Origin of the sequence: Paraburkholderia megapolitana (assembly GCF_007556815.1) — a bacterium.
GTDB classification, from domain to species: Bacteria; Pseudomonadota; Gammaproteobacteria; order Burkholderiales; family Burkholderiaceae; genus Paraburkholderia; species Paraburkholderia megapolitana.
The window spans coordinates 1,532,943-1,554,201 of record NZ_CP041745.1 but is presented as its reverse complement, the minus strand read 5'-3'; the positions used below and the strand labels follow the sequence as shown (position 1 = coordinate 1,554,201).

Sequence of the window (21,259 nt, the reverse complement as noted above, 5' to 3'; positions counted from 1 at the left end):
TTTTCTGATGGCTCATGGATGACTCATGTCCACTCAAACAATCAAGTCTCTCGATCTCGACGTCCTCGCGATGGTGGTGGCCGTCGCCGATGCCGGCAGTTTCGTGCGGGGCGCGGCGCTCGTGCATCGTTCGCAGTCGGCGCTCAGCATGCAGATCCGCGCGCTCGAAAGCGCGCTTGGCAAGACACTTTTCGTGCGCGGGCCGCGCAACGTCACGCTCACTCAGGACGGCCAGTTGCTGCTCGCGTACGCGCGTCGGATGCTCGCGTTGCGCGACGAGGCGTGGGCGTCGATGGTTCATCCGGAAGTCAAGGGCCGCGTCGCGATCGGTGTACCCGACGACTACGCGTCGTCGTTGCTGCCCGCCGTGCTGCGCAAGTTTTCGGCGAGCTACCCGAAGGTCGAGATCCAGGTGATCGGTCTGCCGAGCCACGCGCTCGGACCGCTCGTGAAGGACAACAAGGTGGACCTCGCCTGCGTGACACGGATGAAAGGACTGAACGGCGAGTTCATCCGTTTCGAACCGATGGTCTGGGCCGGCCCCGGCGCTCCGGGTATGGAGGTCTGGAAGGAACGGCCGTTGCCGGTGGCGCTATTCGGTACCGGCAGTGTCGCGCGGGCCAACGCGATCCAGGCGCTGGAGCGCGCGAAGATCGCCTATCGCACCTCTTACGAAAGCCCGAGCCTGATGGGACTGTTCAGCATGGTCGAGGCCGGTCTGGCCATCGCGCCATTAGCGCGCTGCGCAGTACCTGCGCAGTTCGTACAACTCGGGCGCGCGCATGGCTTGCCCGGCCTGCCGGAACTCGAAATCGTGCTGGCGCGCAGCGCCCGTTCGAATCGTCCGCCGTGCGACTTTCTTGCGGAACAGATTCTCTCGGAACTGCGGCTGTGAAGGCACGCAAAAACGCACGCAAAGGCGCACGCCTTCAGTCGCTTTCGCCAAGTCGCCCGAGCAGTTGCTGAAGTTTCTCGACATGCCGCTGCAGCATCTGCCGATGCTTGTCGATCTGTTCGAGCCGCCCCACGAGATCCGCACGATCGGGACCGTCGAGATCGCCCGCCGCAATCACGTCGTCGACCTTTGCGCGCAGCGCAGCCAGTTCGACGGGCGGCCGGCCGAGATGCCGTTCGAGCCGTCGTACATCCTGCATGGCCAGATCGCGCACCTTGCGAAAATGCACGAGCCGCCGATGCGCTTCGACATCGGCGCCTTCGTCTTCGGTACGCCGCGCCGCGGGCTGCCCGAAGATCGGTTCGGGCGGCCGCAGAACCGTCTTCTTGCGCACCGGGTGGGCCGTGCCGCGAAAACGCGCGAGCGGCGTTTCATTGTCGATCGCGGCGCGCGCCGCCTGGGGAACCTCGCGCGCTTCATGCGGCACGTCCATCCAGCCGGCCGGCAAGCCGGTCACCGCCTCGACACCGCGCGCAAACTCTTCGCTGAAATCGCGCTGGCCGGACAGCATCAGCTTCCGATAGGTGGCGGAGAACGTCATCATGCGTGCAAGCCGCGTCGCCGCGCCGACTTCGCGCGTCAACGCGACGAGGTTGGCTCGCCATATGTCGAGCCGTGAATCATTCGGATCTTTCATCGCTGAGTCATCCATCTCTCTCACCCGATGTTGATGTGTCGTTCGATGTGACGTCGATGTCACGTTATTGCGCGGTGATGCCGCTGCGCGCCATGTATGTGCTCCACAGGGTAGCCGTATCCTCGCCTGCGATGCAACCGGCATACCAGGGTTTTCCAGAGGCTTTACGAAGAACGCTCGTGATAGAGAGCGTTTGAAAGAGACCGCCCGTGTGGCAGGTCGTTCCACGCGTTCGGTGCGCGCGCAACGATGCGTTTCGACACGACAGGCTCGCGCGGTGGCGCTTCGCGCCGCAAGCCGCTCAAAATCCAGCCGAGTATCTCGTCTAGAAAACGACTGCGCCGACGCTGCGGCCAGATGCTAATCTGCGCGGGCTTCGCAGATTTCGCCATTACACAATGTAACGATTTTTATCGTCAAAAACTCAGGGAGAACAAACAATGACAACGACGGAGACATGTCTGCTGATCGTCGCACTACTGCCTTTCGTGTGGACCGTTTGCGCCAAATCGAAGAAGGGCTATGACAACGGTATGCCGCGCAATTATCTGGCGAAGCTGGAGGGCTGGCGTGGGCGTTCGGTCGGGGCACATCAGAACGCGTGGGAAGCGTTAGCGCTGTTCACGGCGGCGCTGGCCGTGGTCTGGCACAAGGGTGTGAATACGCCGCACGTGGACCAGCTTGCGATCGCGTTCGTCGCCATACGCGTGGTGCACGGGTTGCTCTATCTGCTGGGCTGGGCGCCGCTGCGTTCGCTCGTGTGGTTCGGTGGAATGATCTGTATTGTGTTGCTGTTCGTCGCAAGCGCCTAAGCGACGGCAGCTCGCTCATACCGGGATTGCCGAGATTCGCTTGAGCTTAAACTGCGAGCGGCGGCGGGTACACTCGATAGCGAGGTCCAGCTTGAGCGCCCTCGCCCGTCCTTCAGGTCGTCGCAGGGAATGAGCGAACTGGGCACACGCTCCGTGGTGGATATCCCAACATCGACGGCACCAGTGAATTCCGGCTCCCATACGACCATGATTCGGCGGATCGCAGTTCTAACGGGCGTGCTGCTCGGCCTTGTTGCAATATCCGGTGCCTATGCTCAAGGGCACGACCCGCAGACGCCCGCCGGCTTAACGTCGCTGCACACCGCAGCCGCGAAGGGTAATGCGCAAGCAGAATTCGCCTATGGCAAGGCGCTCTATGACCAGCAAGATCCAACGCTGCACAATCAAGCGGGTCTCTGGATTCAAAAGGCCGCGGACCATGGCCTCGCTGAAGCATGGTACTGGCTTGGCTATGCGGGGTTAGGCAAAGAACCACCGCTCGTGTATTACGAGCGTGCCGCCGACATGGGATACCCACCGGCCTTTCAGGAGGTGTTCGACGCGCTGCTGTTTCGCGCAGGTGCGTCGGCGGATGTCGATGCGGCAAAACGCTACGCCGATCTTGCGCGAAAACTCAAGATCGACCTCGGCGTGTTTACCAAAGAAGAGCTGACTACCATCGATCGCTGCCAGCAAGCCGGCGCTCCCGATCTGCCGCCACGCGATCAACCATCGCCCGCCAGGATGACGGCTTTGAGCAATGCCGATTGCCCGGACTATCAGACAAACGCGAAATCGCCAGCGGACTGGCAGCGATATCGCGAGTGTCTGCTCTCGCAAGACCCTGTCGATAACAACCAGGTCGCCGAGGTGTATGCCAATGGATGGGGGGTCAAACGCAACCCCAGTCTGGCCATTGCGCTGGTTTGCCACGCGAGCACCGTGCCCGCCGAACTCGACGGTATGGTCGCGGCGCTTACGGAAACCCGAGAGCAAAGCACCTTGAAGACGCCGTTCAGGTTTTGCGACTACGCCAGCAGCGGCATGAACTCCGGCATGTGTAGCGCCGAGAGCGAGAGGGTTCTAAACAAGCAGCGCAACCGCGAAATCGCCAGCCTGACGCGGACGTGGACCGCTCCACAGAAGGCGTCTTTTGGCGCGCTGCGTGCGGCGGCGGAGGCGTTCTATTCAGAGCACGCGCAATCCGAACAAGACATGAGCGGGTCCGCGCGCGCTTCGTTCATTGCCGACGAGGAGTCGAGCTTGCACGCTGCATTTCTGAAAGACATCAAGCAATTCGAATCAGGCAAACTTCCGCCACACGCCGACTTTGCGCGCGCAGACCAGCGGCTAAACGCGATCTACCGGAAAATCATGCAGCGCAAAGACTGGTCGGACGAAGGGACCATTACCGCAGACGGCATCCGGAAAACCGAAAAACTGTGGATCACCTATCGTGACGCGTGGGTCGGTTTCGCCGCTTCGCGGTATCCGGACAGCAGCGCCAGCGACTGGAAAGCGTGGCTAACCGAGCAGCGCATCGAGCAATTGCAAGGCTTTGCGTCCTGAGCTCACGTTTAAGCCATCAGGACGAACGATAGATGTCCGCCCGAAGTATCTCCATGAAACGCGCCGGATTCCCGAGCTCCTTGAAGCCGTATTGCTTGTACAGGCCGTGGGCGTCCGAAGTCAGAAGCAGCAAGCGCCTTAGACCTTGCAGGTCCTCGTGCTCGACGACGCACTGCATGAGGCGCTTGGAGAGCCCCTTGCCGCGATGGTCTTTGAGCACGAACACATCGGCAAGCAAGGCGAACGTCGACCGGTCCGTGACGACGCGCGCAAACCCAACCTGTTCGTCTCCGCGGTACGCGCCGAAACACAGAGAATTCTGGATCGCTCGCTCCACCGTTGCCCGCGGGATACCGAGCGACCAGTAACTCTCCTCCGAGAGGAAGTGGTGAATCATTCCCACGTCGAGGCGCTGTGTATCGGTTGAGATTTCGTATTCGTCTGTCGCTGATTGTGTCGGCATTGACTTAGCTCCCTTCGACACGAGCGAGTGCGGTCTTGAGCAGCGTCTCGAGCAACGGCTCGACACGTGCGGCCAGCGCCTCGTCGTACGCGTACGGCATCTGCTCCTGCATATAGGTGATCTGCGACAGCTCCAGCTGGACCGCATGCACGCCCTGCTGCGGCTGACCATACTGCCGCGTGATGTAACCGCCCTTGAAGCGCCCATTCCCGATCGCCGTATAAGCGCCGTGCTGTTCGACGATCGCTGCAAGCTCGTCAGCAAGTCCGGGCACCGCGCTCGCACCGTTCGACGTACCGAAGTTGAAGTCCGGCAACCGCCCTTCGAAGAACCGCGGCACGCGCGAGCGGATCGAATGTGCTTCCCACAGCAGCACCTTGCCGTGCTGCGCCTTGAGCGCCGCGAGTTCGTCGGCAAGCGCCGTGTGATACGGCTGCCAGTAAAGCTCGCGACGACGCGCGACTTCCGCGTCGGTCGGTAGATGGCCGTCGCGATAGAGCGGTTCCTTGTCGAACGTATCGACTGGCAGCAGCCCTGTCGTGTCCTGCCCCGGATAAAGATTCGCGCCATCGGGCGGGCGGTTCAGATCGATCACGTAGCGCGCGTAGACCGGCGCGAGTATCGATGCGCCAAGGCGCGCAGCGAACGCGTACAGCCGGTCCAGATGCCAGTCGCAATCGTCGACGCGCTGCGCGACCGGCGTCATCGTCGCGGCGATATCGTCGGGAATGCGCGTGCCCAGATGCGGGATCGAGATCAAAAGCGGCAGGCTTCCTCGTTGCAGCGAAAAAACCGGCGTCGGGTTCGAAGTTTGCGAAGTGTTCGGTGGGTTCGATGTATTCGAAGCGGTCATATCGGTACGGTCGGTATCGGTGGAAAGAAGCCGGGTCGCTCAGGCTAACAGATCGGCCAGCGCCGCGCGGTACTGCGCATAAGCGCGGGCTTCGTCGCGATGACGCCGGTTGGTCACAACCTGCTCGCCGCCGGTATACACATCGCGCACCGGCGTTTCGCCGTGCTCGCAGAACACCGTGCCCGAGAGCCACGTGTCGGCCGGATGACCGGCGATACTCGGGTGCTCAGCGTCGAGCACCATCCAGTCCGCGCGCAGGCCCACCTGCAATGCGCCGACCTTGCGGCCGGTCGCCTGCGCGCCGCCCTCGAGCGCGCCGGCGAACAGCCGGTCGGCCACGCGCGGCGCCGCGGCACTCGCGAGCACGTTGCGTTGCCTGCGTGCGAGCCGCTTGCCGTATTCGAGCAGACGCAATTCGGCACGCCAGTCGACGCCGATATGGCTATCCGACCCGATACCGAAACGCCCGTGTGCGTCGAGATACTCCGGCGCCGGGAAAATGCCGTCGCCAAGATTTGCTTCGGTGGTCAGGCACAGGCCCGCGATCGCACCGCTCTTCGCGAGCGCCGCGGTTTCGTGCGCATCGATATGAGTCGCGTGCACGAGGCACCAGCGCGCGTCGACGTCGAAGCGGTCGAGCAGCCATTGCACCGGCCGCGCCCCTTCGGTCTCGACGCATGCGTCGACTTCGGCGGTCTGCTCGGCGATGTGGATATGCACGGGTGCGCCCGGCAACATCGCGTCGAGCCCTTCGAGCAACGTGCGTAACGAAGCTTCGGACACGGCGCGCAGCGAATGCGGCGCGACGCCGTAGCGCAGCGCGTGATGCTCGGGCCGTGCGTGTTGCAGTTGCGCGAGCATTTCGAGCAGTTGTTCCGGCGTATTGATAAAGCGCCGCTGATCGTCGCGCGGCGCACGCGCACCGAAACCGCTGTACTGATACAGCACGGGCAGCATCGTGATACCGATGCCGCTCGCAGCCGCTGCGTCGACGACGCGCGCGGCCAGTTCGGCGGCTTGCGGATACTGCGCGCCGTCGGCCTGGTGATGCACGTAGTGAAACTCGCACACCGACGTATAGCCCGCCTTCAGCATCTCGATGTAGAGCCATTGCGCGATGGCCGCGAGCCCTTCAGGCGTGATCTTCGCGGCAAAGCGGTACATCAGGTCGCGCCAGCTCCAGAAACTGTCGACTGCGTTGGCGCGGTATTCGGTCAAGCCGGCCATCGCGCGCTGAAACGCATGCGAATGCAGGTTCGGCATGCCCGGCAACAATGGACCGGCCGCGCGTGCGACGCCTGCCGGTGCTTCGCTATCGGCGGTGACGGTTGTCAATACGCCGTGAGCGTCCCATTGCAGCAGCACGTTATGGCGCCAGCCGTCGGGCAACCACGCGTATTCGGCGAAAAGCGATCGGTCTGCGTGAGTCATGTTTAGACGTGAGTGGAAAGCGGCGCAGTGGGCCGCGTGTAGACGGTTTCGCCGTGGCGCACGACTCGCGCGCAGAGCGGCCTGCCGAACCAGTAGGCGAGTTCGGCGAGCGTCGTGACGGGCCATACGGCGAAGTCGGCAGATCGACCGACCGCGAGCGTGCCATGTACGTCGGCCTTGCCGAGTGCGCGTGCCGCGTGCTGCGTCACGCCTTGCAGCACTTCGGGCACGGTCATGCGGAATAGTGTCGTTGCCATGTTCATCATCAGCAGCAGCGACGTGACGGGCGACGTGCCCGGATTGCTATCGGTTGAAATCGCGATCGGCACGTTGTAGCGCCGCAGCAGGTCGAGCGGCGGCAACTGCGTCTCGCGAATGAAGTAGTACGCGCCGGGCAACAGCACGGCAACCGTGCCCGCCGCCTGCATCGCGGCGACGCCCGCTTCGTCGAGAAATTCGAGGTGATCCGCCGACAGCGCGCGATGCCGTGCCGACAGCGCTGTGCCGCCGCTGTTCGAAAGCTGTTCCGCGTGCATCTTCACCGGCAGGTTGCGACGTGCGGCGGCGTCGAACACGCGCTCGCTCTGTGCAAGTGAAAAGCCGATGCGCTCGCAGAACACATCAACGGCATCAACGAGCCCTTCGTCCGCGAGCGCCGGCAGCATGTGCTCGCACACTTCGGTGATGTAATCGTCGGCGCGGCCCGCGAACTCGGGCGGCAACGCGTGCGCGCCGAGAAAGGTCGTATAAACCGTCACCGGATAGCGCTCGCCGAGTTGTCGCGCGACGCGCAGCATCTTGCGTTCGCTCGCGAGGTCGAGGCCGTAGCCCGATTTGATTTCGATTGCGGTGACGCCTTCGGCAAGCAGCGGTTCGAGCCGCGTTGCGGCGTCGCGTAGTAGCGTCGCTTCGTCGGCTGCGCGCGTGGCGCGAACCGTCGACACGATGCCACCGCCCTGCTTCGCGATCTCTTCGTAGCTGACGCCCGCGAGCCGCTGCGCGAATTCATCGGCGCGCTGGCCGCCGTACACGAGGTGCGTGTGGCAATCGACGAGGCCAGGCGTAACCCAGGCGCCGCCCAGGTCTTCGCGCGGCCATTGTGCGTACGCCGCTGGGAGGTCGCTGGCCGCGCCAAGCCAGTCGATGCGACCGTCGCGCACCGCAATCGCCGCGTCGGTAACCGTCGCAGTGGGATCGCCGTGCGGACAGAGATTCAGGTGATGCCAGACAGTGTGCTTCATCGCGTATTCATAACCACACGGCCGCGTGATCTGGCCTGTCGATGCGCGTCCGATGGCAACCCGGACGCGCGGGATCGGGATGACAAACGATGCTACGCGTAACGGATCTCGATGGCGAGCAGCGCGATTGCGCCGGGCATGCCTGCGGCACTCGCAACGCACGGTAACGCAGCGGCTGCGTCGATACGTAGCGTGTCGCCAGTCGCGCAATGTAGCGGCGGCGTGTCGCCCAGCGTGAGCGTCACCCGCCCCGCCGCGCAGTACAGCAGCACGACGTCGCCATTCAACGTGCGCTGCATGTCGCGACCGTCGCCACGCCACACATCGAGTGTGCCGGTCGCCGCACCACGTCGCAGCATCAGGTTGAAGTCGCGGGTCGCGCCGTCGACCAGTTGCGCATCGATCGCCGCTTCGCCGGCGAAACGCGCGACGTCGAGCGGCTGTGTCAGCGTATGCGTGTGCAGGCCGTGCTCGCTGTCATGCGCTGCATGCTCGTCGAGCAGCATGCCCGCACCGGACAGCAGCACGAGCGTCCGGTCGATGGCCGGAAACTTCGAGAACGGCCCTGCTGCCGCGACATCGGCCACGCTCACGCGCCACACGAAAGTATCGAGCGGCGCGCCCTGCGGATGCGCCGCAATCTCGCGCGTCACGCCACCGCCGTTCTTCCACGGCGACGCGACGAGTTCAGCTGCGCGGATCAGTGTCGTCTTCAACGTCACGGCGACGCTCAGCGACCAAGCATCGGCAGCTTGAGGTTCACTTCACGCGCCGTTTCCTGCGCGAGTTCGTAGCCAGCATCCGCATGACGCATCACGCCCGTCGCCGGATCGTTGAACAGCACACGTTCGACCCGGCGGGCCGCCGCATCCGTACCGTCGCACACGATCACAACGCCCGAGTGTTGCGAGAAGCCCATGCCGACACCGCCGCCGTGATGCAGCGACACCCACGTCGCGCCACCTGCCGTGTTCAACAGCGCATTCAGCAGCGGCCAGTCGCTAACCGCATCCGAGCCGTCTTTCATCGATTCGGTTTCGCGGTTCGGGCTTGCCACCGACCCCGTATCGAGGTGATCGCGACCGATCACGACCGGCGCCTTCAGTTCGCCGTTCTTGACCATTTCGTTGAACGCGAGGCCCAGGCGATAACGATCCTTCACACCAACCCAGCAAATCCGCGCAGGCAGCCCCTGGAACGCGATACGTTCGCGCGCCATGTCGAGCCAGTTGTGCAGATGGGGATCGTCGGGGATCAGTTCCTTGACCTTCGCATCGGTTTTGTAGATGTCTTCCGGATCGCCCGACAGTGCAACCCAGCGGAACGGCCCCTTGCCTTCGCAGAACAGCGGGCGAATATACGCGGGCACGAAACCGGGGAAATCGAACGCGTTTTCGACGCCCATTTCGAGCGCCATCTGACGGATGTTATTGCCGTAGTCGAGTGTTGCCGCACCGCGTTCCTGCAAGGTCAGCATGGCCTGCACCTGCTTCGCCATCGACTGCTTGGCCGGCTGCACGATGCTGTCCGGCGCGGTCTTCTGACGCTCGCGCCAGTCTTCGACGTTCCAGCCCTGCGGCAGATAACCGTGGATCGGATCGTGCGCACTGGTCTGATCGGTCACGCAATCAGGCGTGATGCCGCGCGTCACGCATTCGGCAAACACGTCGACCGCATTGCCGAGCAGGCCGATCGAGACCGGCTTGCCGTCGCGCTTCGCTTCGTCGAGCATCGCGAGCGCTTCGTCGAGCGTGCGTGCTTTCTTGTCGACGTAGCGCGTCTTCAGACGGAAATCGATACGCGTCTCGTCGCATTCCACCGCAACCATCGAGAAGCCTGCCATCGTCGCGGCGAGCGGCTGCGCGCCACCCATGCCGCCTAGGCCACCGGTCAGAATCCAGCGGCCCTTCGGGTCGCCATTGAAATGCTGGTTCGCCACCGAGAAGAACGTTTCGTACGTGCCCTGCACGATGCCCTGGCTGCCGATATAGATCCAGCTGCCCGCGGTCATCTGGCCGTACATCATCAGGCCCTTGCGGTCGAGTTCGTGGAAGTGTTCCCACGTCGCCCAGTGCGGCACGAGATTCGAATTCGCGAGCAACACGCGCGGCGCATCGGCGTGCGTGCGGAATACGCCAACCGGTTTGCCCGACTGGATCAGCAGCGTTTCATCGTCGTTCAGATCCTTCAGCGACGCGAGAATCTGATCGAAGCAGTCCCAGTTGCGCGCCGCACGCCCGATGCCGCCGTACACGACCAGTGCGTGCGGATGCTCGGCGACTTCCGGGTCCAGATTGTTCTGGATCATCCGGTACGCGGCTTCCGTGAGCCAGCTCTTGCAGGTCTTCTCAGTGCCGCGCGGGGCACGGATCGTGCGGGTCGGATCGAGACGCGGGTCGATGTGTTTCGGATTGTTCATGATGGCTGGCTCTCTGGTTCCGGGTTGGGCTCGCGGGTTGAGCTAGAGGTAAGTTATGTGAATGGAACGGTGACGCGTGCGTTCAGAAATGTCCGGTGAAGCGATAGCGGCTGCCTGGGTGCCACAGGTTCGCAATCGATGCGACCACGCTCTGCGACCACGTGCGCCGATGCAGCACGAGGCATGGTTCGAGCGGGTCCATCGTCAGTTGCTCACGCGTGCTGTCGTCCGGTGCGGCTGCCTCGATGCGGTACTCGACACGCTGCAGCGGCGCGACGCGCACGAGGTACTGGTTCGGCGTCGTATTGGTGAAATCCTGCAGCGCGTATTCAGGTGCGACTGCGGGGTTCACCCAGCGCTCTTCGAGCTGGACCGGTTCGTCGTTTTCGCAATGCAGTACGCGTGAAAAGAAAATCGGACTGCCCGCGGCGACCTGCATTTCTTCGGCAAGCGCCTCGTCGGCAATCGCGGCACCGAGTTCCAGCACGTCTGCGCGATAGCGATGACCGCGCGCCACGATCTCGTCGGAAATGCTGCGAATCGCCACCAGCGTCGACTCGTACTTCGGCCGCGCGACGAACGTGCCCGCACCCTGCACACGCGTGAGCACCTGCTCCGAAGTCAGCTCGCGCAGCGCACGGTTCACCGTCATCCGCGCAACCTTGAACTCGCGTGCCAGTTCGTTTTCCGACGGCACCTGGTCGCCCTCACCCCATTCGCCCGCATGAATGCGGGAGAGGATGAAGTCCTTGATGCCTTGATAAGCCGGTGCGTTCATGCGGATTGCCAGGTGAGCAGCGTCAGTCGTTCGATACGTTCAATGTGCGATCACTTCGCTTCGGAGGCGAACGCGAACGGGCTGTGCGCGGCGATCGTGCCGGTTTGCACGAGCTTCGTCACGGCCGCAATGTCCGGCGCGAAGTAATGATCGATTTCGTAGTGCGCGACTTCTTTACGCACGGTCTGCATCACGCGCTGCAGGTTCGGGCTCGTCTGATGCGGCGCGCGCAGATCGACGCCTTGAGCGGCAGCGAGCAGTTCGATCGACAGGATGTTCGCGGTGTTCTCGGCGATATCGCCGAGCTTGCGCGCAGCGAACGTCGCCATCGACACATGATCTTCCTGGTTCGCGGAGGTAGGCAGCGAGTCGACCGAAGCCGGGTGCGCGAGCGTCTTGTTCTCGGACGCGAGCGCGGCGGCCGTGACGTGCGCGATCATGAAGCCGGAGTTCACGCCGCCATCCCTGACGAGAAACGGCGGCAGGCCCGATAGCGTCGTGTCGATCAGCAGTGCGATGCGGCGTTCGGCCAGCGCGCCGATTTCGGCGGCGGCGAGCGCGAGATTGTCGGCGGCGAAAGCGACCGGTTCCGCGTGGAAGTTACCGCCCGACAGCACTTCGCCGGTGTCCGGGAAGATCAGCGGGTTGTCCGAGACTGCGTTCGCTTCGATCAGCAGCACGTCGGCCGAGTGGCGCATCTGGTCGAGGCAGGCGCCCATCACCTGCGGCTGGCAGCGCAGCGAGTACGGGTCCTGCACCTTGTCGCAATCGGCGTGCGACAGATTGATCCCGGAGCCGTCGAGCAGTTCGCGGTACGCGGCCGCCGCGTCGATCTGTCCGGAGTGGCCGCGCAGCGCCTGAATGCGTGCGTCGAACGGCTTGACCGAACCGGCCGCCGCATCGACCGACAGTGCCCCCGCGACGAGACCGGTGCGAAACAGGTCTTCGATCGCGAACATGTTGTACAGCGCGAGCGCGGTGGAAGCCTGCGTGCCGTTCAGCAACGCGAGCCCTTCCTTCGCTTGCAGCGTCAGCGGCTTCAGACCGGCGAGCCGCAGCCCTTCGATAGCAGGCGTGCGCTCGCCCTTGACGATCACTTCGCCGACGCCAAGCAGCGCCGCCGACATATGCGCGAGCGGTGCGAGATCGCCCGATGCGCCGACCGAGCCCTTCACAGGGATGACCGGCAGCACGTCCGCATTGAACAGCGTGATCAGCGCGTCCATCACTTCGCGGCGGATGCCGGAGTGACCGCGGCCGAGGCTCGACAGCTTCAGTGCGATCAGCAGACGCACGACCGGCCGCGACATCGGCTCGCCGACGCCAACCGCATGCGACAACACCAGATTGCGCTGCAACAGCTCGAGCTGGTCGCGTGGAATATGCGTGCTGGCAAGACGTCCGAAGCCCGTATTGATGCCGTAGGCGGGTTCGCCTTTCGCGGCGATGTCCGCGACGGCCTGCGCGCACGCGTCGATCGCGGCAAAGCTTGCCGGATCGAGCTGGAGCGAGACGGACTCGCGGGCGATCTTGCGCAGTTGGGGCAGTGTCAGTTGACCGGGTGTGAGCTTCATCATGGGAGTCGATCCTGTCTATACAATTTCCGAAAGTCTAGCGTCGCCAGCTTGTATATACAAGTCCTTTCGACGCACCGCGCATCAGGGGTTTCCACTAGGCCAGTCATGGCTGACCGCGTTATTTTTGTGCTGTGCCACAGCACTCCGGGGCCAGGCCGGCGGTGTGCCGCCTCAGCCGGCTACCGTGCGTCGCGCCACAGCTTGTATATACACGTTCAAAATTTAACCGCGCAAGCGGACAAAAAACCGTCCACGCGATGGCGCCGCGCCGCCTGCTTGAATAGGCGGCCGATTCATGCGTTCAGATCAAAAGTGATTTGAGGCGGGTGCCCTTTTTGTATGCGGGACCGCGCCGCATACTCGCCTCACTGCTTCACGAAGCGAACCCACTGGAGAACGTCTTGAACATTTTCATTACTGGCGCCAACGGCTTTATCGGCGGCTCGATTGCGGTCGGGCTGGTCCGCGCGGGTCATCGTGTCACCGGTCTCGTGCGCAAGCCCGAACAGGCGGCCGAACTGCAACGCCTCGGCATCGCGACTGTGGTCGGCACGCTCGACGACCGCGCCCTGCTGATCGAACAGGCGCAAGCCGCCGACGCTGTCATCAACGCGGCAAGCAGCGACCACCGCGGCGCGGTCGAGGCGCTGATAGAAGGCGTTGCCGGTTCCGGCAAACCGTTCCTGCACACGAGCGGCTCGAGCATCGTCGGCGATGCATCGGGTGGCGAAGCAGGCGCCAACGGGGCGGCGCCGGTGTACCGCGAAGACGCGTTGCCCGAACCGACCGCGGACAAAGCTGCCCGCGTCGCGATCGACCGGCTCGTGCTCGATGCCGCGAAGCGCGGTGTGCGCTCGGCGGTGCTGTGCAATACGCTGATCTACGGTCACGGTGCGGTACCCGGCAGCGCGAGCGTGCAGTTGCCGCGCCTGATCAGCCAGGCGCAGAAGAGCGGCGTGGTACGGCATGTGGGCAGTGGCGGCAACGTCTGGTCGAACGTGCATATCGACGATGTCGTGGACGTGTATCGCCTCGCGCTCGAAAAAACCCCGGCCGGTACGTTCTATTTCATCGAAAGCAGCGAAGCGTCGTTCCGCGACATGACGACTGCGATCGCCGACGTGCTCGGTCTCGGCAAGCCGCAAGACTGGCCGCTCGAAGAAGCGCAAAAAGAATGGGGCTACGAGATGGCGTCGTATGGACTCGGCTCGAACAGCCGGGTGCGCGGCGAGCGCGCCCGCACGTTGCTCGGCTGGCAGCCGAAGCATACGTCGGTGCTCGACTGGATCCGTCACGACATGGTGCGCAAAGCGTAAGCGATGTAAGCGTAGGTGTTGCGAATCCGTAAGCTCATGTCGATAGAATCGCCCGCAATTCTGGGTGCGATTCTATCGACGAGCTGCGATTTCCCTCATGACGCTTGCGCTGAATTTCGACTGGCTCACCAATCTGCTCGCGATCCTTTTCGTCGTGGCGTGTCTGCACGACCTGCGTCACGATGAGTACGGCACGCTGACGTTATCCGCAGCGGCGCTTGGGTTGATCGTGATGGGCATCGAGCTGTTTCTGCGGCCCGCGTTCGACATGTCGTTGTGATGCGCTAGCGGACTTCATTGCGACGCCGGCACCAGATGCAGTTTCGTTTCGGTCGCGGCCTCAACGGCCTTACGCGAATACAGCAGCGGGAAATACGCCCCCTTCAACCACAGCGGTGCGAGATCGCGATAGTGCGGACTGTCGGGGTCGCCCGACTGCCCCGGCAGATTCACCGCGCGCGAATTGTCCCAGTTACCCACATCGACAACCACGCGAAACGACGGGCCATTGGTCTGGACGAAATCGTTGACGCGATACGTCGACTGATTCGGCGTAAACGGATCGCCGCCCTTCGCGAGCGGACCGACATTCAGTTTCGCGCGCATCGCGTCGTCGACGATCGCCGCGAACGGGTGCGCGTTCAGATTGGTCTGCAGCTTGCCCCATTGCCATTGCGTCGCGTCGGCGCCTTCCAGCGAACGCACCTCGGCCCACGCTTCTCCGAGACTCTTCAGCAGCACCGCGTCGCGTTTCGCTGCGGCATCGGTACCGAAGCGCTGCTCCGGATGCTCGAGCGTGTCGAGCATCACCGCTGGATCGGGCGCACCGAACGTGGCCGCGGCCGTTTGCGACAGCAGTGCTGCCTTGAACGTCTTGCCGAGATGCCGGCTAAACCACACCTCTTCGAGCGCGGCCTGCGCCGAATCGGCGCGTACCTCGCCATTCCAGCCTTTGAGCAACGCGAGCGCCGCATGCGTGTCCGGGTCGTCGCTCGACAGCGGTGCGAGCAACGCAACGAGGCGCTGCGCCGGGATCGACACGAGATCGTTCTGCAACCGCTCAGAATCTTCCAGTGAGACTTTCGGCAATCCTTTTAGCACTTCGTCGATGCGTTCGTGCCGCGAGCCGTTGGTCCATTCGAAGCCGAGCTTGCGCTCGCGATACGGATAGTCGTCGGGCAGGTTCATCTGGTTCGACGACGTGAAGTAGCCCTGCTTCGGGTTATAGATCGACGGCAACTGATCGCCGCGCCAGAAGCCCGCCCATTCGTAGCGGCCGTCGCCGGGTACTGGCATCAGCCCGTCCCAGTTGGGCCGCTTCGGCGCGAGACCGCCCGGCACCCAGCCGATATTGCCGTGCACGTCCGCATAGACCTGGTTTTCGGTCGGCGCGCCCCAGTTCAGCATCGAGTGCTGGAACTGCGCGAACGTGCGAGCCCGCATGTAGCCCACCGAGCCGAAGTACGGCGACATCCCGGGTTCGAGCCACGCGGAGCGCACGGCGAACGCACGATGATGCTCGCCGTCGACATCGATCACCGGACCATGACGCGTGAACGTGAGATCGACCGGTACCGGCGCACCGCCGCGCACGTCGATCGTTTCGTGGATCACGCGGAACGGTTCCCAGCCGTCGCGATAGCGATACTCGCCGGGGTTGTCCGGATTGAGCTGGTACACATACAGGTCTTCCTGATCGATGTTGAAGATCGTCAGGCCGAAGGCGATCGTGCCGTTGTGGCCGATCGACACCGCCGGCAGCGACGGCTCGCCCGCACCGATGATATTGAGCGTCGGTGTGCTGATCTGCGCGATATAACGCAGGCTCGGCGCCGAATATGCACGGTGTGGATCGTTGGCCATGATCGCGCGACCGGTTGCCGATTTGCCCGGTGCGACGACCCAGTTGTTGCTGCCTTCGCTGGTTTCATCGGGGTCTTCAATGCGGTCGTCAGCGGCATCGTTGCTGGCCAGGGCGAGCGTGTTCGTGTTCGCGTGCGCTGCCGCGCCGTCGCTCGCATGCGAGAGCGCGGCTGGCGTAAGCACCGCATTGCGCGTCGCGAGATCGAAGACCTTCAGCACGTCTTTCGGCAGGCACGGATCGAGGCCATCGGGCACCTGGGTCTGCCACGGCGGCTGCAAGCCGACGCGCAGTTCGTCGGCCGCGAGGCCGGCCTTGCACGCCACATTTGCGCGCGCCACCTCGCTAGTCAGATTGCGCGTCAAGCCGTGGCTGCGAATCCGCACGACGTCCTCGGGCGCCCACTTCGCAGGCTGGTAATCGAGCTTGCGAAACTCGTACGGCATCTGCTCCGGGTGCAGTTTCAACCAGTCGATATACGCATTGATACCGGCGACGAAACGCGTCGCGATCTGCTGCGCGTCGGGACTATAGCGCTGCCACTCGGTCTGCATGTCGCCGCGATACAGGAAGAGCCGCGAGGCGCGATCCTGCTCGACGTAGCTCGGGCCGAACACTTCGGACAGCGTGCCGAGCCCGCGCCGCCGCCACAGGTCGATCTGGAACAGGCGATCGCGCGCAGCGTTGAAACCCTGCACGAAGAACGCGTCGCTTTCCGTCTTTGCGTAGATGTGCGGAACGCCCCAGTGATCGATCAGGATGTCGGCCGGTTGCGCGAGGCCCGGTACGTGCAACACCTGTTGCTGGATCTCGCGCGCGGCCGCAAGGGTCGGCAGGCCGGCGCTCAATGCACTTATCGCGGCCAGCACGACGGACGTTGCGGCATACCGCAGGGCGAATGGTGTTCGGGTCATGCGGGCGTCTCCTGATCAACGAGTGTTGTCTTGAGCCGCGGACCGTCGGAGCCATCAAAAGGCACTAGCACACGCATCCCGTTCGCGGACGATGCGTGCCAGTGTAGTGCGAGTCGGCTTCGGGCGCTGCCTCCGCGTGAAAAAGACACGCGCGAAAATGGGTCGACCGGGTGTAAGCAGACAGTGCGATCAAACGCGGCCCGCCGATTGCGGGCCGCATGCACCGAACAAAGACGTTACGGCTGCAACGCTCAGATCGCCCAGCCGCCAAGATAAAACGCCGCCAGCACCACCGCAATCACCACCGTACCGACGTTGAGCTTGCGATACTCGCCGCTGACAATACGCCCGATCACCAGCGTGCAGAAACCGAGCATGATGCCGGTCACGATATTCGCGGTCAGCACGATAAACACCGCGCACACGAGCCCCGACATCGCGTCGACCATATCGTCCATGTCGAGCTTGCTGACGCTCGACAGCATCAGCAGCCCGACGTACATCAACGCGGGCGCGGTCGCATAAGACGGCACCAATCCGGCGAGTGGCGAGAAGAACATTACGACGAGGAACAGCAACCCGACAACCGCTGCCGCCATTCCCGTTTTAGCACCCGCCGCGACACCGACTGTCGATTCGATATACGCAGCAGCCGGTGCGCCGCCGAGAAAACCGGAGAAGATCGAGCTGAGCGAATCGGCGGTCAGCGCGCGGCCGCCGTTGATGATGCGTCCATTCGCATCGAGCTGGCCGGCCTGGCCCGCGACCGCGCGGATCGTGCCCGTCGCATCGAACACGGCGGTCATCACGAGGGCGAGCACGCTTGGCAGCACGGCGAGCGACAGCGCGCCCTTGATATCCATCGCACCGATCAGCGACGCATGGCCCGGCGCACTCAGCGACGGCAACGCGAAAACACCGTGGTACGTCACCGCAGGGTCGAGCAGCAACCCCAGCGCGGAGATCGCAACGATCACGATCAGGATCGAGCCCGGCACACGGCGACGCACCAGACCGACAATCGCCGCCAGCCCAGCTACCGACATCAGCACCGGCAACGACGTGATATGGCCAAGCGAAACGGGCAGCCCCGGCCCCGGGTTTTTCATCACGAGACCGACGTCGTTGGCGGCGATCAGCAGCAGAAAGAGGCCGATGCCGATACCGGTGCCGTGCGCGATACCTGTCGGCAGATTGCGCAGAATCCACGCGCGCACGCCGGTCACCGAGATCGTCGTGAACACCACGCCCATCAGAAACACAGCGCCAAGCGCGACCGTCGGATGCAACCCCTTGCCGAGTACGAGACCGAATGCGGTGAACGCCGTAAGCGAGATCGCGCAACCGATCGCGATCGGCAGACGCGCCCAGATGCCCATCAGCAACGAGCCGAACGCGGTGGTCAGACACACGGCGACGAACACCGCACTCGTATCGAAGCCCGCCTTGCCGAACATACCGGGGACGACGAACACCGAATACACCATCGCGAGAAACGTCGTCACTCCGGCGATGAATTCCTGGCGTTGCGTGCTACCGCGTGCGCTGATTTCGAAGTAGCGGTCGAGCAGACCTTGTTTGCCGAACGCCGGATCGAACGTCCGGGTTTCGACATCGGCGAGCGGGTGTGCGTGGGGTTCCATCATGGCGAATGCCTCCTTTATCAGCATGCTGAAACGGCTGGCGTGCAGCCGTCGTCAGGGTTCGTCTCTTGGGTTTATGTGCTGCGGGTTCGGCTTGCAGCGCGCCGCTGCAGCGTTCTTTTTTGCTGTCCCGAAGGGTAGGCGAACACAAGCGGGCCTCCCATCGCAGGGACGGCATGCCCGGCATGTCAGCGGGCGTATATCGCGGGAGGGACGGGAGTATGCGGGCAGGCGCCGCGTGTTTACACCTACGGCCGGACGGCGGCGGAATCGCCGCCGGATTGCTGCCGGCTTGCTGTAACGCATGACCGCATGTCGTTCTTCCGGCCTGCACGTACAGCGATTTTGAACGGAAGCGAACGGCGCCGATCTTACCTCGCGTCGCGCGCTAACGCCAACGCATCGCCGCGCTGAACGAGGCGATGCGCCGCCGCAGGTTAAACTGCGCCCTATCTATCGATCAATGCCGCGGCGCCACAGGTGCGCCGCGCGGCCCATGGAGTACTCATTGATGAGCGGCGGTTTGCCACGTCCAGCTTTGCGTCTGCCAACTCCCCTGCTACCCGGTGCGCTCGCCGCGCTTGTGCTGTCAGGTTGTGCGCTGTTCCACGGGCAGCAGCCCGCGCCGGTCACCGATGCGCTCGTCAGCACGGTGGAACCCGCCAGCGAACCGGTCGCGGCATCCGAGCCCGAACCCGAAGAGCCCGAAACGACCGGACACGACCAGCCGCATAAACCGAAGCACCCGACCGTCAAGCCGCACAAGCCCGAACCGCCGCCACCCGTTGTCGCGTCCGCGCCGGTTGCGCCGCCGCCTGCGCCGATCATCACGACGCGTCTGATCGATCGCAGCCAGACGCATGCGCTGCTCGACAGCGAAGTGCAGCGACGCGACGGCAAGGTGATCGGCCGCGCGGTCGACCTGGTTGCCGACGCGGGCGGCAAGCCCAACGAGATGATCGTGAATCTGCAGGGCTTTCTCGGTATCGGCGACCGCAAGGTGAGCTTTCCGTGGAGCGTGTTCCGCTTCACGCCGGGCGGCCATGGCTCGCCGATCACACTCGATGTGCCGGTCGGCAAGCTGCCGCTCGCCGATCGCCCGAAGCGCGCCGGCGCAGGTGTGCCGGTAACGGCCACGCAACTGCCGCTGCTCGACACGACCGTCGAACGACCGAACGGCGCCGCCGTGGGTCGCGTGGTCGATGTGCTGATCGACGGTAGCGCGCAACCGCAGGCCGTCGTCCTCGACGTCAGCGGCATGGTGAGCCCGGACCGTCGCACGATCGCGGCAAACTGGTCGGCGCTGCGCTTCGTCACCAAAGATAAACTGCTGCACGCCCTGCTCGATCTCAACGACGCGCAGATCAAGGCGTCGCCACCCTACGCGTCGGACAAACCAATCCAGGCGGTTTCTCCTGTGGTGCCGGTCGCGGCTGCGCCCGCTAGCGCGGCTCCCCCAACTGCTCCACCCGCAGCGGCCTCGCCGGCCCGGGCGTCGAGATGACGAACCCGCTTATGGTCAATACCCGCAGCCTGCGCGCGCTCGACTGGCTCAACTTTTTCGTGGCCAACGTGCAAACGGGCTTCGGGCCGTTCATCGCGTCGTATCTCGCCTCGCATAAGTGGACGCAGGGTGAGATCGGCATGGTGCTGTCGGTGGGCACGATCAGCGCAATGGTCAGCCAGGTGCCTGGCGGCGCCGCGGTCGATGCGCTGAAGAACAAGAAAGGGGCTGCTGCCTGGGCAATCGTCGCGATCATTCTGAGTGCGGTCTTGCTCGCGTCGAGTCCGACGGTGTTGCCGGTGATCGCCGCGGAAGTATTCCACGGCTTCGCGAGCTGCATGCTCGTGCCGGCAATGGCGGCAATCTCGTTCGCGCTCGTGGGCCGTCAGGATCTCGGCGACCGGCTTGGGCGCAATGCACGCTGGGCATCGATAGGCAGTGCGGTCGCGGCCGGCCTGATGGGTCTGTTCGGCGAATACTTCTCGGCGCGCGCGGTGTTCTGGCTAACCGCCGGGCTGGCGCTGCCCGCACTCGTCGCACTCGCGATGATCCAGTCCGAGTACACCAGCTCGCCCGCGAAAGCCGTCAAGCCGAACAAAGCCAGTGCAAAAACAGACGCGCTGGGCGAGCGCGAGACCTTGCTCGAGCTGCTGCGCGATCGCCGCATGCTGACCTTCGCGGCCTGTATCGTGCTGTTCCATCTGTCGAATGCGGCGATGCTGAATCTCGCGGCCGGCGAAGTGACTGCCGGCATGGGCGACAACGTGCAGCTCGTGATTGCCGCGTGCATCATCGTGCCGCAGGCGATCGTCGCGATGCTCTCGCCATGGGTCGGACGCACTGCGCAGCGCTGGGGACGCCGGCCGATCCTGCTGATCGGCTTCTCCGCGCTGCCGGTGCGTGCGCTGTTGTTTGCGGGTGTGAGCAGCCCTTTTCTGCTGGTGCCGGTGCAGATGCTCGACGGGATAAGCGCGGCGGTATTCGGTGTGATGTTGCCGCTGATCGCGGCCGACGTCGCCGGCGGCAAGGGACGCTACAACCTGTGTATCGGCTTGTTCGGCCTCGCGGCGGGCATCGGTGCAACGCTCAGTACAGCGGCCGCGGGCTTCGTCGCGGATCACTTCGGCAATGCCACCAGCTTCTTCGGGCTCGCGACGGCCGGGGCGCTCGCGGTGCTGCTCGTCTGGCTCGCGATGCCCGAGACTCGCGATGCGCACCGTGCCGAAGAAGCGGCAGCAGGCGCTACGGGCGACGCACCTGCTGCTGCGGGATCCGCGGACTAGTCT

General features: G+C 64.0%; 18 protein-coding genes. 7 read left to right on the top strand and 11 right to left on the bottom strand.

Going from position 1 to position 21,259, the window contains the following annotated elements:
• The first annotated feature begins 40 nt into the window (after window positions 1-40).
• Window positions 41-895 (top strand): LysR substrate-binding domain-containing protein, encoded by an 855-nt coding sequence (locus FNZ07_RS20420; RefSeq protein WP_091019184.1) that lies wholly within the window; start codon window positions 41-43, stop codon window positions 893-895.
• A gap of 34 nt (window positions 896-929) precedes the next feature.
• Here FNZ07_RS20420 and FNZ07_RS20415 read toward each other — a convergent pair whose 3' ends face one another.
• Entirely contained in the window at window positions 930-1,592 is a 663-nt protein-coding gene (locus tag FNZ07_RS20415; protein WP_091018979.1) for a hypothetical protein, read from the bottom strand.
• A 440-nt stretch (window positions 1,593-2,032) separates the two neighbouring features.
• On the opposite strand from FNZ07_RS20415, the gene FNZ07_RS20410 reads away from it, so the two are divergent.
• Both FNZ07_RS20410 and FNZ07_RS20405 read left to right on the top strand, forming a co-directional pair.
• The gene (locus tag FNZ07_RS20410; RefSeq protein WP_091018983.1) at window positions 2,033-2,404 is read left to right on the top strand and encodes an MAPEG family protein; all 372 of its coding nucleotides are present in this window, start codon (window positions 2,033-2,035) and stop codon (window positions 2,402-2,404) included.
• Between the two features lie 129 nt (window positions 2,405-2,533).
• Window positions 2,534-3,973 (top strand): lysozyme inhibitor LprI family protein, encoded by a 1,440-nt coding sequence (locus tag FNZ07_RS20405; protein ID WP_091018985.1) that lies wholly within the window; start codon window positions 2,534-2,536, stop codon window positions 3,971-3,973.
• A gap of 16 nt (window positions 3,974-3,989) precedes the next feature.
• Here the strand turns inward: FNZ07_RS20405 and FNZ07_RS20400 are convergent, their stop codons facing one another.
• The 8 genes from FNZ07_RS20400 to hutH form a co-directional block, all read right to left on the bottom strand.
• On the bottom strand, window positions 3,990-4,436 hold the full coding sequence (locus FNZ07_RS20400) for a GNAT family N-acetyltransferase (RefSeq protein WP_091018987.1): 447 nt from the start codon (window positions 4,434-4,436) through the stop codon (window positions 3,990-3,992).
• 4 nt (window positions 4,437-4,440) lie between these two features.
• On the bottom strand, window positions 4,441-5,289 hold the full coding sequence (hutG, locus tag FNZ07_RS20395) for an N-formylglutamate deformylase (RefSeq protein WP_091018989.1): 849 nt from the start codon (window positions 5,287-5,289) through the stop codon (window positions 4,441-4,443).
• A gap of 39 nt (window positions 5,290-5,328) precedes the next feature.
• Window positions 5,329-6,720: a formimidoylglutamate deiminase gene (locus tag FNZ07_RS20390; protein WP_091018991.1), complete on the bottom strand. Its 1,392-nt coding sequence runs from the start codon at window positions 6,718-6,720 to the stop codon at window positions 5,329-5,331.
• 2 nt (window positions 6,721-6,722) lie between these two features.
• The gene (gene hutI / locus FNZ07_RS20385) at window positions 6,723-7,961 is read right to left on the bottom strand and encodes an imidazolonepropionase (protein WP_091018994.1); all 1,239 of its coding nucleotides are present in this window, start codon (window positions 7,959-7,961) and stop codon (window positions 6,723-6,725) included.
• Window positions 7,962-8,053: 92 nt separating this feature from the next.
• A complete protein-coding gene (locus tag FNZ07_RS20380; RefSeq protein ID WP_245811724.1) occupies window positions 8,054-8,683 on the bottom strand; it encodes a HutD/Ves family protein in 630 nt (209 codons plus the stop codon).
• 8 nt (window positions 8,684-8,691) lie between these two features.
• A complete protein-coding gene (hutU, locus tag FNZ07_RS20375; protein ID WP_091018998.1) occupies window positions 8,692-10,380 on the bottom strand; it encodes a urocanate hydratase in 1,689 nt (562 codons plus the stop codon).
• Between the two features lie 82 nt (window positions 10,381-10,462).
• Window positions 10,463-11,158: a histidine utilization repressor gene (hutC, locus tag FNZ07_RS20370; RefSeq protein WP_091019001.1), complete on the bottom strand. Its 696-nt coding sequence runs from the start codon at window positions 11,156-11,158 to the stop codon at window positions 10,463-10,465.
• A 50-nt stretch (window positions 11,159-11,208) separates the two neighbouring features.
• The gene (gene hutH, locus FNZ07_RS20365) at window positions 11,209-12,735 is read right to left on the bottom strand and encodes a histidine ammonia-lyase (RefSeq protein WP_177228334.1); all 1,527 of its coding nucleotides are present in this window, start codon (window positions 12,733-12,735) and stop codon (window positions 11,209-11,211) included.
• A 401-nt stretch (window positions 12,736-13,136) separates the two neighbouring features.
• Between hutH and FNZ07_RS20360 the strand changes: the two genes are divergently transcribed.
• Both FNZ07_RS20360 and FNZ07_RS20355 read left to right on the top strand, forming a co-directional pair.
• Window positions 13,137-14,051: an NAD-dependent epimerase/dehydratase family protein gene (locus tag FNZ07_RS20360; RefSeq protein WP_091019003.1), complete on the top strand. Its 915-nt coding sequence runs from the start codon at window positions 13,137-13,139 to the stop codon at window positions 14,049-14,051.
• Window positions 14,052-14,148: 97 nt separating this feature from the next.
• The gene (locus tag FNZ07_RS20355) at window positions 14,149-14,331 is read left to right on the top strand and encodes a hypothetical protein (RefSeq protein WP_091019005.1); all 183 of its coding nucleotides are present in this window, start codon (window positions 14,149-14,151) and stop codon (window positions 14,329-14,331) included.
• 14 nt (window positions 14,332-14,345) lie between these two features.
• On the opposite strand, the gene FNZ07_RS20350 is transcribed toward FNZ07_RS20355, so the two are convergent.
• Entirely contained in the window at window positions 14,346-16,826 is a 2,481-nt protein-coding gene (locus tag FNZ07_RS20350) for a penicillin acylase family protein (RefSeq protein ID WP_091019007.1), read from the bottom strand.
• A gap of 251 nt (window positions 16,827-17,077) precedes the next feature.
• Window positions 17,078-18,472, bottom strand: a complete 1,395-nt coding sequence (locus FNZ07_RS20345) for an NCS2 family permease (RefSeq protein ID WP_091019009.1) — start codon at window positions 18,470-18,472, stop codon at window positions 17,078-17,080.
• A 508-nt stretch (window positions 18,473-18,980) separates the two neighbouring features.
• Between FNZ07_RS20345 and FNZ07_RS20340 the strand changes: the two genes are divergently transcribed.
• Entirely contained in the window at window positions 18,981-19,973 is a 993-nt protein-coding gene (locus FNZ07_RS20340) for a PRC-barrel domain-containing protein (protein ID WP_091019011.1), read from the top strand.
• Entirely contained in the window at window positions 19,970-21,256 is a 1,287-nt protein-coding gene (locus FNZ07_RS20335; protein WP_091019013.1) for an MFS transporter, read from the top strand. The genes FNZ07_RS20340 and FNZ07_RS20335 overlap by 4 nt, the downstream gene beginning before the upstream one ends.
• Window positions 21,257-21,259 lie beyond the last annotated feature (3 nt).

What these genes read in the sequence shown, in the direction of transcription:
- FNZ07_RS20415 (WP_091018979.1), bottom strand. Translation starts at nt 1,592, where the DNA reads ATGAAAGATCCGAATGATTCACGGCTCGACATATGGCGAGCCAACCTC.
- FNZ07_RS20410 (WP_091018983.1), top strand. Translation starts at nt 2,033, where the DNA reads ATGACAACGACGGAGACATGTCTGCTGATCGTCGCACTACTGCCTTTC.
- FNZ07_RS20405 (WP_091018985.1), top strand. Translation starts at nt 2,534, where the DNA reads ATGAGCGAACTGGGCACACGCTCCGTGGTGGATATCCCAACATCGACG.
- FNZ07_RS20400 (WP_091018987.1), bottom strand. Translation starts at nt 4,436, where the DNA reads ATGCCGACACAATCAGCGACAGACGAATACGAAATCTCAACCGATACA.
- hutG (WP_091018989.1), bottom strand. Translation starts at nt 5,289, where the DNA reads ATGACCGCTTCGAATACATCGAACCCACCGAACACTTCGCAAACTTCG.
- FNZ07_RS20390 (WP_091018991.1), bottom strand. Translation starts at nt 6,720, where the DNA reads ATGACTCACGCAGACCGATCGCTTTTCGCCGAATACGCGTGGTTGCCC.
- hutI (WP_091018994.1), bottom strand. Translation starts at nt 7,961, where the DNA reads ATGAAGCACACTGTCTGGCATCACCTGAATCTCTGTCCGCACGGCGAT.
- hutU (WP_091018998.1), bottom strand. Translation starts at nt 10,380, where the DNA reads ATGAACAATCCGAAACACATCGACCCGCGTCTCGATCCGACCCGCACG.
- hutC (WP_091019001.1), bottom strand. Translation starts at nt 11,158, where the DNA reads ATGAACGCACCGGCTTATCAAGGCATCAAGGACTTCATCCTCTCCCGC.
- hutH (WP_177228334.1), bottom strand. Translation starts at nt 12,735, where the DNA reads ATGATGAAGCTCACACCCGGTCAACTGACACTGCCCCAACTGCGCAAG.
- FNZ07_RS20355 (WP_091019005.1), top strand. Translation starts at nt 14,149, where the DNA reads ATGACGCTTGCGCTGAATTTCGACTGGCTCACCAATCTGCTCGCGATC.
- FNZ07_RS20350 (WP_091019007.1), bottom strand. Translation starts at nt 16,826, where the DNA reads ATGACCCGAACACCATTCGCCCTGCGGTATGCCGCAACGTCCGTCGTG.
- FNZ07_RS20345 (WP_091019009.1), bottom strand. Translation starts at nt 18,472, where the DNA reads ATGATGGAACCCCACGCACACCCGCTCGCCGATGTCGAAACCCGGACG.
- FNZ07_RS20340 (WP_091019011.1), top strand. Translation starts at nt 18,981, where the DNA reads ATGAGCGGCGGTTTGCCACGTCCAGCTTTGCGTCTGCCAACTCCCCTG.
- FNZ07_RS20335 (WP_091019013.1), top strand. Translation starts at nt 19,970, where the DNA reads ATGACGAACCCGCTTATGGTCAATACCCGCAGCCTGCGCGCGCTCGAC.